This window comes from uncultured Bacillus sp. (assembly GCF_958411575.1).
GTDB lineage: Bacteria > Bacillota > Bacilli > Bacillales > Bacillaceae > Bacillus > Bacillus spizizenii.
The window spans coordinates 220,131-233,355 of the sequence record NZ_CATYRA010000007.1; the positions used below are offsets into that span (position 1 = coordinate 220,131).

Here is a 13,225-nt window from a genome sequence, read left to right on the forward strand (position 1 = left end):
GATTCATTGATTGAATAGCAGGTATAAGCTGTAATATTTGCTGTAAGAGTAAGCGTATACAAACATTCTATAATAGAAAACAAGGCAAAATCAATGAATAACCGATATTGCAATTTACAAAAGAAAAAAGCTACAATAAGCTTATAGATATGAAAAGGAGATTTCATTTATGATTCATAACAATTGGCTTGAAAAAGAAACAATCAAAAAGGTAAAATGTGTGCAGACAAACGCAAAAAAATATATCGTAAACCGCGTTTTAACTCCGGGAAAAGAATATGAAGTGAAAAATGAAACAGAGGAGTTTATCTTTGTGATCGACAATACGAATAAAGTCGGTGGCTATTATAAAGAATACTTCGAAGAGGTTTAAAGCCTGAAAAAAGCAGAGGATAGAAAAAAAACCGCAGCAGTGCTGCGGTTTTTTTATGATTAAAACAGGAAAAATAAAACAAAATCAATGAAAACTTTAAAAACCACTTTTTTTAAAAAAACAATGCTGAATATTGAAACTTTTTTCTCTATACGTGCGTATTACTTGATGACAACAGCTAGATAAATGCAGAAAGAGGGGTTCTTCATTGGGTATTTTTTCTGTTAGCAGATCAACGGATGCAAAGAAGCTTGAAGCTTTGCTCGTTGAAGGGGAAAGAATAGAATCGATTTATAAGCTCCGAGTGGACCAAATTTGCTTTACAAATAAGCGGATCATTTTCTTTGACAATAAAATGTTTTCTAAAAAGAAGGTTCGTGTATTTCTTCCATATAAAACAATTGAAAGCTTTGCGATCCAAGAAGCGGGCATGTTCGACCCGGACACTGGGCTTTTATTGATGACTAGAAGCAAAACGTTCGAATTAGAATTTGCGAAAGACACTGATTTAAGCGAAGTTCAAGCGGTGCTGACAAAGCACTTGTGCAGCTGAATATTTGATGAGCCAGCCGTTTGAAAAATGGTTAGGCTTTTTTTATATAAAAAACAGAGAAGAGCGTACATGCCTCGTTCTGGTGGCGATGCGTTCAAAGATGCAGTGCTCATCTTTCTATCAAGTTCCCATGTTTGACAGGGGGCAAAACGGGAAACAGGATAGAAAGGAGAGGATACACATGGCGCTGACAAAAGAACAAAAGAAGCATCTCTATTATAAATTGCTCGATATGCAAAAAGAATTGTCCGGCGAGAAGAAGGAAACAGAATCAATGACGGAAGAAGTGGGGGAGCTGTCCAATGGGGTTGACAACCACATGGCAGACCACGGCACCCTCGTCACAGACCGGATGACAGACCAAACGGTGAGAGAGATCGACCGGGAGCTGTTAGAGGAGGTCAACCATGCGTTACAAAAAATGAAAGATGGAACGTACGGAGTTTGTGAAAAAACTGGCCAAGACATTCCTTATGAAAGGCTTGAAGCTGTTCCTTATGCAAGAATGACAGTGGAGGCCCAAGCTGATATGGAGGATGATGTAGAGACAGACGCTCCATCATTTGAAAGAGAGTTTCACAAGCAGGTAAAAGATCTATCCAATAAAGAAACCATTGATCAAAAAAGCTCTCAGACGTATGAGATTTTGGATCGTGAACAAGATTCGAAGTGAAAATGGCAAGCAAGTACACCGATATTAGATGTACTTGCTTTTTTTTGAAAAAAAATCTCATATTCAAAATAAAGTGATTGACTTTGCGTAAAAAAGAAAGTAACATACTATTTGTAAGTTAATATAAAAAGTTTACCGGGAGGAATACAAATGTCTACAGTATTATTTGTAAAATCAAGCGACCGTACAGCCGAAGAAGGCGTTTCAACTAAACTTTACGAGGCTTTCTTAGCTGCTTATAAAGAAAATAACCCTGCTGATGAAGTGGTTGAATTAGATCTTCATAAAGAGAACCTTCCTTACCTTGGAAGAGATATGATTAACGGAACATTTAAAGCAGGTCAAGGAATGGAAATGACAGAAGAAGAGAAAAAACAAGCTGCAATTGCCGACAAATATCTGAACCAGTTTGTAAAAGCTGACAAAGTTGTTTTCGCATTCCCGCTTTGGAACTTCACAGTGCCGGCAGTTCTTCATACTTATGTTGATTACCTGTCTCGTGCAGGCGTTACATTCAAATACACACAAGAAGGACCAGTTGGTTTAATGGGAGACAAAAAAGTTGCACTCCTTAACGCGCGCGGCGGCATTTACTCTGAAGGACCAATGGCTGCACTTGAAATGTCATTAAACTTCATGAAAACAGTTCTTGGTTTCTGGGGTGTTCAAGACTTGCACACAGTTGTTATCGAAGGACATAACGCAGCGCCTGATCAAGCTCAAGAAATCGTTGAAAAAGGTTTACAAGAAGCAAAAGATCTAGCTGCAAAATTCTAATGAAACAAAGACTCCTATCACTGCGATAGGAGTTTTTTTGTATACATATTATATAGAAAAAAGTGATCATTCCTCTTAGCGTAAAAGGCTGTTTTTTTATTGTAATATATTTTTCATTTGTCGAATCGTCAGATATAATTGCGAAAAAGCAGTTTTAATCGTTGGAAAAAGTTTTTCTAGACAATTGTTCTGTCCCCTTGATAAAAATCGGCTGATGGTGTACTATATAAAAGAAGCTACTTTGTGCGTATTGTTAATTAAGTTTTAACCTTTAAGCTGTAATAGGGAGTTTTATATCGAAGCTGGAATGTCATGCCTCCATTGCAGAGGACGACAGGAACGTTTCTGCAAACACCCACTTTGAGGAGTGGTGGTTTAAAACTTTCTTACTTGCATACGGCAAGATGTAGCGAAAGCCATTTCCTTTTTGGAAATGGCTTTTTATTTTATCTAAAAAAGATAGGTATAGTGAAAATCAATTTCTGTGTGACAGAAATGAAGGCCGCTTTTTTATGATATGATGGGAGAAATTCAAGGAAAAGCGAGGTTTACACGTTATGTTACATAGAGCCCAATCCCTTCTGGCCCATTATTTCGGTTATGAAAAACTCCGCAGTGGACAAGAAGAAGCGATCCGCTCGGTGACGGAAGCGAGACAAAATACGGCCTGCATTATGCCGACGGGAGGAGGCAAATCGATTTGCTATCAAATTCCGGCACTAATGTTTGAAGGGGCAACGATCGTCATTTCGCCGTTGATTTCCTTGATGAAGGATCAAGTCGATGCGTTAGAAGAAGCAGGGATTAACGCCGCCTACATTAACAGCACACAATCCAATCAGGAAATATATGAGAGGCTGAACGGACTCAAAGAAGGGGCTTATAAGCTTTTTTACATTACACCGGAGCGACTAACGTCCACAGAGTTTATACGGATTTTGCAGAGCATTGATGTTCCTTTGGTCGCAATAGACGAGGCGCACTGTATTTCTCAATGGGGCCACGATTTCAGGCCAAGCTACAGAAATATTGAAATTTTGTTCCGAGAATTACATGACAAGCCTGTCATCATGGCATTAACAGCAACAGCAACACCTGAGGTTCATGAGGATATATGCAAACAGCTGCATATTCAAAAAGAAAACACCGTACATACCGGATTCTCCCGAGACAATTTAACCTTTAAAGTAGCAAAAGGAGAAAATAAGGATCGTTTTATTGATGATTATGTGCAAAACAACAGACATGAAGCAGGGATTGTATACACAGCGACCAGAAAAGAAGCTGATCGAATATATGAGAGATTGAAACGAAATCAGATCAGTGCAGGCCGATATCACGGGGGCTTGGCAGATGATGTGAGAAAAGAGCAGCAGGAAAGGTTTCTTAATGATGAGCTGCAAGTGATGGTGGCAACCTCTGCTTTTGGAATGGGCATTGATAAATCAAATATCCGATTTGTTCTGCATGCACAGATTCCGAAAGATATGGAAAGCTACTATCAAGAGGCTGGACGAGCTGGACGGGACGGTCTTGCCAGCGAATGTGTACTTCTGTTTTCACCGCAGGATATTATGGTGCAGCGTTTCTTAATTGAACAATCAGAGCATGAAGAGAAACAAAAGCAGGATTTAAAAAAGCTGAGACAAATGGTCGACTATTGTCACACGGAAGATTGTCTGCAGCGTTTTATCCTTATGTATTTCGGAGAAAAGGAGCCTCATGCGTGCGGACAGTGCGGAAATTGCACTGATACAAGGACGTCCCATGACGTGACCCGGGAGGCACAAATGGTCTTATCTTGTATCATTCGCATGAAAGAACGGTTTGGCAAGACGATGGTTGCCCAGGTGCTAGCCGGTTCTAAAAATAAAAAGGTTCTTGAAAACGGCTTTTCCGATCTCTCCACATACGGGATATTAAAACACCAATCAGTAGGGGAAATCAGTGATTTTATCGAATTTCTTATTTCTGACGATTTCATCAGGATGTCAGACGGAACGTTTCCGACTCTTTTTGTCAGCAGTAAAGGAAGGAATGTGCTAAGAGGAGAATTATCAATAAAGAGAAAAGAAGCGTTAAAAGCGGCAGCGATTACTGAAAATGACGAGCTGTTTGAACGATTACGCATGGTTCGCAAAGAAATCGCGGCAGAGCAGGGTGTTCCTCCTTTTGTCGTTTTCTCTGACCAAACGTTAAAAGAAATGTCAGGAAAACAGCCCGTAAATGATGAAGAACTTTTGTCTATAAAAGGAGTCGGAGAACAAAAAAGAGCAAAATACGGCCGGCTTTTTTTACAAGAAATACAAGCTTATGCAGGGGTGTCAGACTAAAAAAACGTAAATCAACCTTTTTTTCTATAAAAAACACATTTTATTTTCTCTTTTTTTTCTCGAAATAAAAAGACTTGCGAAGCCTATTATATCAAGGGTTCAGCAAGTCTTTCCAGCAGAGAGAAATCCTTCATGTAAAGGAACTGTAATCTAAATCATATCTTTTTGTTATTGATTTGACATTTACGTGTGTTACGATATCACCTGTTAGCCGCCAATAAAAAGCTAACAAGGGAGGATTTACTTATGAAGAAGACGATTATGTCCTTTGTAGCAGTTGCTGCACTTTCATCAACTGCATTCGGAGCTCACGCTTCTGCAAAAGAAATCACGGTGCAAAAGGGTGATACGCTCTGGGGAATCTCTCAGAAAAACGGAGTGAACCTAAAGGACCTAAAAGAATGGAACAAGTTAACTTCTGATAAAATCATTGCAGGAGAAAAACTGACCATTTCTTCAGAAGAAACAACCACTACTGGGCAATATACAATTAAAGCGGGAGATACGCTGACAAAGATTGCTCAACAATTCGGAACAACAGTCAATAACCTGAAGGTTTGGAATAACCTAAGCTCTGACATGATCTATGCTGGATCAACACTTTCAGTAAAAGGTCAGGCAACAGCAGCAAACACAGTTACTGAGAATACGCAAACAAGCGCACCTCAAACTGAAACAAAACAAGAAGCTGTGCAAAAAGAGCAACCTAAACAAGAAACAGTTCAACAACAACCAAAACAAGAAACAAAGGCTGCAGCAGAAACTTCTGTTCCTACAGAAGAAAAGGCTGTTCAATCTAATACAAATAATCAACAAGCTTCAAAAGAACTAACAGTTACTGCTACTGCTTACACTGCTAACGACGGCGGTATCTCCGGCGTTACAGCAACAGGCGTTGACTTAAATAAGAACCCGAACGCGAAAGTTATCGCGGTTGATCCTAATGTGATTCCACTAGGTTCTAAAGTCTATGTTGAAGGTTACGGTGAAGCAACAGCAGCAGACACTGGCGGCGCTATTAAAGGAAATAAAATCGACGTATTTGTACCCAATAAAAGTGATGCATCTAATTGGGGCGTCAAAACTGTAAATGTAAAAATCTTAAACTAATCATATAGATTGTGATAAAAGACACGAGCTTTGGCTTGTGTCTTTTTTCGTTCTGTTTAAAGACGTATATATGTATCATATGCTGATAAAAGAAAAGCGGTTCCGATGTTTTTCTCGTGTGAAAAATGGGTAGATGGTAAATGCCCCTATCATCTAACTATTTGCAGAAGGAGTTGCTGGCTGTTGCTTTGGATCATTGTATCTTTTCTGGTTATCAATATCGGGATATTTCTATTTTCATGGCGAAGAACAAAGGAGGTTAACTTGCAATCGTCCGATGGATATTTTCTCGGAGGGAGAAGCCTTACTGCGTTATATATCGGGAGCTCGCTGCTGTTAACCAATTTATCAACCGAGCAGATGGTCGGGTTAAATGGACAAAGCTATGCAGGGTCTATGACAGCGATGTCATGGGAAGCGAGCGCACCGCTCGCGTTGATTTTCTTGGCACTTGTCTTTTTGCCCCGTTATTTGAAAACGGGAATTACCACGATACCTGATTTTCTAGAGCAGCGGTTTGATCAAAGAACAAGACAGATCGTTTCTGTACTGCTTATCATTGGTTACGCTGTTTCATTCCTGCCGACAGTCCTGTATTCAGGGGCTCTCGTGTTAAATCAAGTATTCCGCATCACAGAGACGTTTGGCATCAGTACATTTATGGCAGTTTTGCTGATATCCTTAATCATTGGCGTAACGAGCTGCTGTTATATTTTTTTTGGCGGATTGAAAGCCGCTGCCTCAGCAGATGCTATATACGGAATCGGATTAATTTTCGGCGGTTTCTTTATCGTGATATTAGGCATTCTTGCAGTCGGACAAGGCAGCTTTGGGGGCGGAGTTGCTCAACTGACGGCTTTACATACAGAAAAACTCAATTCAATTGATATCAGCAATTCAGCAGATGTACCGTGGCCGACAATTTTAACAGGGCTATTAGTGAATAATCTCTTTTATTGGGCTGTTAACCAAGCGATCGTCCAGCGGGCATTAGGAGCGAGAAATTTGGCTGAAGGACAAAAGGGCGCTCTTTTAGCAGGTTTCTTTAAACTCATCGGCGTTTTTTATTTAGTCGTCCCTGGAGTGATTGCCTTTCATTTATATGGGGGCGGCATTGAAAATGCTGACAGTGTATATCCTCGGCTGATCGTCGATCTATTGCCGGCATCGCTTACCGGTGTATTCGCCGCTATTTTATTCGGAGCGATTTTGAGCTCGTTCAACGGCTCTCTGAACAGTACCATTACGTTGTTTACTCTGGACATATACAAACCGTTATGTAAGCCTCATGCCGATGAAGCTGATCTCGTCAAAACAGGACGGATTTTCGTCGCAGTTCTCGGGCTAGTATCGATTGTCATCGCACCCTTTATTTTATATGCGCCATCAGGGCTGTACAGCTATCTTCAAGAGATGTTCGGATTTTTTAATGTACCGATATTAGCAGCGGTCGTCGTTGGTTTTTTTACAAAGAAAGTACCGGCTTTAGCTGTGAATATAGCGATACCAGCCCATATTGTTTTATACGGCTTATCAAAAGTCTATTTAGGGCACATTCATTTTCTGTACATCCTTGCCGTCCTATTTCCATTTTCAGTGGCTGTGATGCTTCTGACAGGAAGGCTGTATCCGAGGGAAACGGATTATAAGCTTGATCACAATCCGCAAGTGGATGTAACACCTTGGAAACACGTAAAGCTGGCGTCCTGTATTATTCTGATTTTGGTTGCGGCGACGTACCTTTTGTTTTCTCCTTGGGGAATTGCTGGCTAACAAAAAGGATCTTGGCAGATGCCAAGATCCTTTTTTATTTAAACCAACCTTTTTCCTTTGACCTGGTAATGGCTTCTATTCGGTTTTTCACTTCAAGCTTTTCTAGAATCATTGAGATATAATTTCGAACCGTCCCGCTTTTGATGCTGAGTTCCTGAGCGATTTCTTTTGTGTTTTTACCGTCAGCCACAAGTTCGAGCACTTCTTTTTCCCTGTCTGTAAGAGGATTAGCCTCGCTGTATATGTCCTCCATCAGCTCAGGTGCATAAATGCGTTTTCCGTTCATGACGCTTCGGATGGCGCTTGCAAGCTCTTCGCTCGGACTGTCTTTTAACAAATAGCCCTTAACGCCTGCTTTAATGGCTCTCTGAAAGTAGCCGGGTCGTGTAAAAGTGGTTAAGATAATAATCTTGCAGCCTGTATCCTTTAACTCCTCAGCAGCTTCAAGTCCGGTTTTACCGGGCATTTCAATGTCCATAATGCATACATCAGGCTGATGTTTTTTGACAAAATCAACAGCATCTTTACCGTTTGTACCCTTGCCTACGACTTCCATATCGTCTTCTAAGTTTAGAAGTGATCCTAAAGCGCCCAAGAGCATTTGCTGATCTTCCGCAATAAATATACTAATCATGTAAGCCATCCTTTTTGTTTATTTTGAGTTATTAGGAATTGACATGGTAAGCTTGGTGCCATTTTTTGTATCGATGTGAAGGCTCCCGTTTGCAAATTCAAGCCGTTCTCTCATGCCAAGCAGGCCATGTCCTTTTGAAAAGTACTTCTCTTCACCTTGAAACGTTCCATCGTCAGTCACTGTAATGACAACTTCCTTCCAGAGCTGCTGAATGTCAACTCGGCAGGTCTTAGCCTGACTGTGTTTGACGACGTTAGTGACAGCTTCCTTTAAGCACATACTCAATATGTTTTCATTAAGCAATGAGATATTTTCAGGCAATTTATCTTCTTCGTAGATAAACGTAATGCCGGCTGCTTCAAGAATTTGTTTGATGTTTATGATTTCATCCTTGAGCCGGATGCCTTTCATGGAGGATACGATTTTTCTGACTTCATTTAAAGACGTTCTCGCGGTTTGCTGAACGCTTTTCAGTTCACGTGTTGCTTGTTCAGGATCTTTGTATATCAATTTTCTCGCTAAGTCGCTTTTTAAACCGATTAGAGAAAGCTTTTGCCCAAGTGTATCGTGGAGGTCACGGGCAATTCGCTGCCGCTCTTCTAATTTCACCAGCTCGGCAATCCGTTCATTTGCATCCTCGAGTTTTTCTTCCAGGCGTTCGCGCTCCTTGCGGCTTCTTATACTAAACGGCAATAAAATCGCACTGATGAGGGTAATGACGACAAAAGGGATTTGCGTCAGAAAGAATTCCTTTTTCAGCACGAGACTGAAATTAGCTGCAACGGCTGCGCTTATTAAATGGACGTAATATAAAATATGAAAAGGGACGCGTTCCTTTATGTTTCCAATAAAATATGCGATAAAAAAAGCAAAATAAATATAACTGAACAGAGTAATAGAGGCGGTTGAAATGCCGATTAACAAAAACGCCCATAAATAAATGGCCCAGCCTTTTGAGACAAAAGCAAATCTATATACCGAAAAAAATAAAAGCGTCAAGATGATGCCGACGATGATAACAACTGTAGATGATGATTTCCATATAAAGTAGAAGGGGAGGATGAAAAATATCGTCCATATATAGGGCGTAATCCCGCTTAGTTTTTGAAATGTAAAATGCTTTTTAATCATAATATTACCTCATTTTCAGCTTTTCCATCTTACATGTAACTTTATCATTGCGAAAGCCAGAATGCACCCTCAAAACAATAAAAAGGAAGCCTTCTTGTGTTTAAGAGAAGACCTCCTTCATCATCAGGCGTACTTCCGCAGTTTCTGTTTTTCTGTTGAATCAGGCGGAAGGCTTGAAGGTATATGTTTGATATCCCGAAATGATACAAATTGTTTTTTATCTTCATCCCAAAGGCGGAATGCAAGTGACTGCAGACTTGTTTTTAAGGTAATTGTCGGTACGTTTTTTAATGGTTCGTGATGTTCATGAGCAACTTCAAGCTTATAGTTAGGCACCTTTGGACTCAAATGATGGACGTGGTGGTACCCGATATTGCCTGTCAGCCATTGAAGCAGTTTCGGGAGCTTATAAAATGAACTGCCTTCCACAGCAGCCTGAACGTAGCTCCAGTTTTCATCTGCTTCAAAATAAGAATCTTCAAATGTATGCTGCACATAAAACAGCCATACACCGATTGAACCTGAGATCAGAAAAATAGGGCCTTGCACCAGTAAAAACGATTGCCAGCCAAAGATCAGACAGCAAGCAGCAGCCAACGCCACAATTGCCAGATTCGTAAGGTATGTGTTTACACGCTCTTTACGTCTTGCACCTTTTTTGTTAAAACGGTTGGTAATCAGAAAAACATAAATTGGTCCGAGAATAAACATGACAAACGGATTTCTATAAAGTCTGTATGCAAGCTTTGTTCGTCTGGATGCAGCTTTATATTCGTTTACTGTTAACATCCAGATGTCTCCTGTTCCGCGTTTATCCAGATTGCTGCTTGTCGCATGATGAATTGAATGGCTGTGCTGCCACTGAAGATACGGGAATAAAGTCAGAACACCTGTCAGGAAACCGAGAATGTGGTTATAGCGCTTTTTTCTGAAAAATGATTGATGGCAGCAGTCATGGAAGATGATAAAAATTCTTGTCAAAAATCCTGCGGCGATCACTGTTAATGCTAACGTAAGGAGATAGGAGACATTGAGGCTGAAATAAGCCAGAAACCAAAGTCCGAAGAAAGGAATAAACGTGTTCAAAAGCTGAATCAGGCTGTTTTTTGTTTCGGGCTGAGCAAAAGCGGCGACTTGCTTTGTCAGCTGTTTTTGTTTATGTGCAATGGTTTGTTCAGTCATAGTAAGTATCCTCTCATTGTGTGTCTCTGTTCAGTATACGTCAATGAGAGACGTTCTTTGTAGTAGCACACATCATGCATCATATATGACATTTGTCATGTCTCCTCGTGAACTTGCATAAATGTTTACGCTAAAAAAGCTTGTAAAAAAGAAATTTACAAGCTGATTAATGTTTGTCGATCCATATTCGTGATGTTCCCGAAATAGCTTCAATCCTGCATGTTCCGCCTATAGGGAACGTGGCAATTGGTGAGGTATGTCCGGCATTTATATTTGCGATGATTGGAAGGCCGGATAATTCTTTTTTTGTTCCAATCATGGCTTTTACATGTTCTATTGATACGTTTGATGCTTTTTGAAATCTGCCGATCAAAATTCCCTTTACATGAGAAAAAGCGGGGAGGTGAATGAGTGATTGCAGATCGCGGTCAAACATGTGGATGTCTGACATATCATCATCTTCAATCAATAAAATGGCATTTTCTGTTTCAGGAAAATACTCTGTTCCCTGCAGCAAATTAAGTGTGCAAAGGTTTCCGCCAATCAAAGTGCCTTCGGCATAACCCTCCTGGATCACAACAGGGCCGTTATTAGGATAAAAGTGCCTGTTTTCTTGATCCAAAAACCAGCGGTCATCGCTCCACTCGCTAGAAGGGTGAATGTCAAACGGGTCGTCCGAAGCGCAGCAAGAAAGAAAATACTCTGTTGTATAATCGATTCCTTTTTTCATTGCAAATGTTGAAAAGTGGGGGCCTGAATACGTAACTAGGCCCGTTTTCTGATAAATGGCGTTGCTAAGAGCCGTTATATCGGAATAACCGCACAGAATTTTTGGATGCTGTTTGATTTTCTCGTAATCAAGATAACGCAGCAGCTGATTTGAATTGAAACCGCCGAGTGTCGTTAAAATCGCTTTGACTCCGGGGTCGAAAAAAGCAGCGTGCAAGTCACGGACTCTTGACTCGATAGAGGATGAATCAAATTCGTTACATTCATTTGCATGTTCAGCGATGGTTACCCGATAACCTAAGCGTTCTAACGCTGTTTTTGCTAGCATTTTTGTTTCATTTGATAATACGGACATGCTGGTCGCGGGAGACACGATCCGAATTTCGTCACCCTTTTTCAGTTTTGAGGCGAACATAGAACCCTCCATCAATGGTTTTACACCATTACAGCACATCTTGGCTCATTCTTCCAGATTTTTTTACAAATCAACCCACTTAATGTAGCCTGATTGTGTATCATGATCGACGGATACTTTGAATTGATGTTTTTCATAAAAATGAATCAGCCGGTCTACATGATTCCAGTCCCGTTTGGCAATGTCGCCGGTGACTTTCGGTATATTGTGGTCTCTGGCGATATCCTTTAAATATTTCATGCAAATGGAACCAAACCCGTGATTCGGAGGGCCTTTTATGTCGCCGATATGAATGGCATTGTCCTTGTAAGACGCTACAAGTGAAAAACAGCCTTTTCCTCTATAAGCCGTTTTACAATCGGTAAGCATAATTTTGCATGTTTGGCCATCATCAATCGAGGAAACGATCATCCACTCTTCATGTTTCGATTGATCAATACCAAGCACTTTGGCATCTTTAGATAGATCCTTCATATTCTCCTGCATGCGGTAAATTTGAAATTCTAAATCATGTAGTTCTTCTTCAAGTTCTTGACGATTTTTTTCTTTAACAGTAAACAAGATCAATCTCCTTTCAAAAAACAGCTTAGAAGCACAGTTACCAATTGTATTAGATGAGAGGGGCATTGTAAATAACAAATCCATTATTACTAGAAATTGCGAAAAGTAAGGTTTGATCGTTTTTAAGAGAGGAAAAAGAAAACTAACCTGTGAAAAAGGAGGAATCGGAATGGCGATTGATTCATTGATTAACAAATTACAGTATGTCCAATTGGAACCGCCGGATAAAATTCTCTCCCTATATCTTAATACAGACATGAGAGATCCAGAGCAGCAGGGGGGAGAATGGAAAATTGCCCTAAAATCAGGATTCGGCCGATTAAAGGAGTATTTGGCAGCAAGTGACCCAGGGGAAGAGAAGTGTCTGGATGGAATCAGAACGAAAATTGATCAATACCTCAATGAAATGGGAAAAGACATGCCCCGCAGTCTCGTATTTTTTGTTTCCGATAGCGGTATGTGGGAACCAATTAAGCTTCAGATCCCTGTAGAAACAAGATTTTACTGGGAAGAAACAGCCGTTCTGGATCAGTTGAAGGATTTGCGCCAAATGTACCCAAGTACGGCGTTTATTTTAACTCAGCAGCATGAAGTGAAAATTATTGAAACCGTTTTAGGCAAAATTGAGGCGGTTGAGCATTATGAGTACGATATCATCAACGAGTCTTGGGAGAATTGCCATTCCTTTGCAAAAAAAGCGATACCATTTGAAGAGAACCGGATGAGGGAACATGTAAGGGAGAACCAAACGAGACTGTATAAGCGGCTGGCTGTCAATCTTGATCAAAAAGCGGCAGCGAAAAGATGGGAACGAATGGTTATCGCCGGTGATAAAGAAACGGCGGATATCTTGGATCAGCACATGAATAAACCTATTCATTCGAAAATTCAAAAGAATCTGCTGAATGAAAATGAATATAAGGCCGTTGAGCATTTGATAAAAGAGGCGTAAACTTAACAGGGCCGGGGCTAAAAGCCGCC

At 40.4% G+C, this 13,225-nt stretch carries 13 protein-coding genes and 1 other RNA gene; 9 read left to right on the top strand and 5 right to left on the bottom strand.

Annotated elements, in window-relative coordinates:
* Window positions 1-169: 169 nt before the first annotated feature.
* The 8 genes from Q5C82_RS13665 (at window position 170) to Q5C82_RS13700 (ending at window position 7,592) form a co-directional block, all read left to right on the top strand.
* Window positions 170-373: a DUF6501 family protein gene (locus Q5C82_RS13665; RefSeq protein ID WP_003220137.1), complete on the top strand. Its 204-nt coding sequence runs from the start codon at window positions 170-172 to the stop codon at window positions 371-373.
* 208 nt (window positions 374-581) lie between these two features.
* Window positions 582-926, top strand: a complete 345-nt coding sequence (locus Q5C82_RS13670) for a PH domain-containing protein (protein WP_003220141.1) — start codon at window positions 582-584, stop codon at window positions 924-926.
* A 181-nt stretch (window positions 927-1,107) separates the two neighbouring features.
* A complete protein-coding gene (locus Q5C82_RS13675) occupies window positions 1,108-1,599 on the top strand; it encodes a TraR/DksA family transcriptional regulator (RefSeq protein ID WP_003220142.1) in 492 nt (163 codons plus the stop codon).
* A gap of 150 nt (window positions 1,600-1,749) precedes the next feature.
* The gene (azoJ, locus tag Q5C82_RS13680) at window positions 1,750-2,376 is read left to right on the top strand and encodes an FMN-dependent NADH-azoreductase AzoJ (RefSeq protein ID WP_003220143.1); all 627 of its coding nucleotides are present in this window, start codon (window positions 1,750-1,752) and stop codon (window positions 2,374-2,376) included.
* Window positions 2,377-2,606: 230 nt separating this feature from the next.
* A non-coding RNA gene (gene ssrS, locus Q5C82_RS13685) (6S RNA) lies at window positions 2,607-2,793 on the top strand.
* A gap of 140 nt (window positions 2,794-2,933) precedes the next feature.
* Complete coding sequence (gene recQ / locus Q5C82_RS13690; protein WP_003220144.1) at window positions 2,934-4,709, top strand: DNA helicase RecQ; 1,776 nt, start codon at window positions 2,934-2,936, stop codon at window positions 4,707-4,709.
* Between the two features lie 246 nt (window positions 4,710-4,955).
* Complete coding sequence (locus Q5C82_RS13695) at window positions 4,956-5,819, top strand: LysM peptidoglycan-binding and 3D domain-containing protein (protein WP_003220145.1); 864 nt, start codon at window positions 4,956-4,958, stop codon at window positions 5,817-5,819.
* A 183-nt stretch (window positions 5,820-6,002) separates the two neighbouring features.
* The gene (locus tag Q5C82_RS13700) at window positions 6,003-7,592 is read left to right on the top strand and encodes a solute:sodium symporter family transporter (RefSeq protein ID WP_003220146.1); all 1,590 of its coding nucleotides are present in this window, start codon (window positions 6,003-6,005) and stop codon (window positions 7,590-7,592) included.
* A gap of 34 nt (window positions 7,593-7,626) precedes the next feature.
* On the opposite strand, the gene desR is transcribed toward Q5C82_RS13700, so the two are convergent.
* From desR to Q5C82_RS13725, 5 genes are all read right to left on the bottom strand, one after another.
* Window positions 7,627-8,226 carry a two-component system response regulator DesR gene (desR, locus tag Q5C82_RS13705; protein ID WP_003220147.1) on the bottom strand — a complete coding sequence of 200 codons (600 nt, stop codon included), beginning with the start codon at window positions 8,224-8,226 and terminating at the stop codon, window positions 7,627-7,629.
* Window positions 8,227-8,244: 18 nt separating this feature from the next.
* Window positions 8,245-9,357, bottom strand: a complete 1,113-nt coding sequence (gene desK / locus Q5C82_RS13710; protein WP_003220148.1) for a two-component sensor histidine kinase DesK — start codon at window positions 9,355-9,357, stop codon at window positions 8,245-8,247.
* Window positions 9,358-9,480: 123 nt separating this feature from the next.
* Window positions 9,481-10,539 carry a fatty acid desaturase DesE gene (desE, locus tag Q5C82_RS13715; RefSeq protein ID WP_003220149.1) on the bottom strand — a complete coding sequence of 353 codons (1,059 nt, stop codon included), beginning with the start codon at window positions 10,537-10,539 and terminating at the stop codon, window positions 9,481-9,483.
* A gap of 166 nt (window positions 10,540-10,705) precedes the next feature.
* Window positions 10,706-11,683: a S66 peptidase family protein gene (locus tag Q5C82_RS13720; protein ID WP_003220150.1), complete on the bottom strand. Its 978-nt coding sequence runs from the start codon at window positions 11,681-11,683 to the stop codon at window positions 10,706-10,708.
* A 63-nt stretch (window positions 11,684-11,746) separates the two neighbouring features.
* The gene (locus Q5C82_RS13725) at window positions 11,747-12,244 is read right to left on the bottom strand and encodes an N-acetyltransferase (RefSeq protein WP_003220151.1); all 498 of its coding nucleotides are present in this window, start codon (window positions 12,242-12,244) and stop codon (window positions 11,747-11,749) included.
* 169 nt (window positions 12,245-12,413) lie between these two features.
* Between Q5C82_RS13725 and Q5C82_RS13730 the strand changes: the two genes are divergently transcribed.
* Complete coding sequence (locus Q5C82_RS13730; RefSeq protein WP_003220152.1) at window positions 12,414-13,196, top strand: VLRF1 family aeRF1-type release factor; 783 nt, start codon at window positions 12,414-12,416, stop codon at window positions 13,194-13,196.
* The last annotated feature ends 29 nt before the right edge of the window (window positions 13,197-13,225 follow it).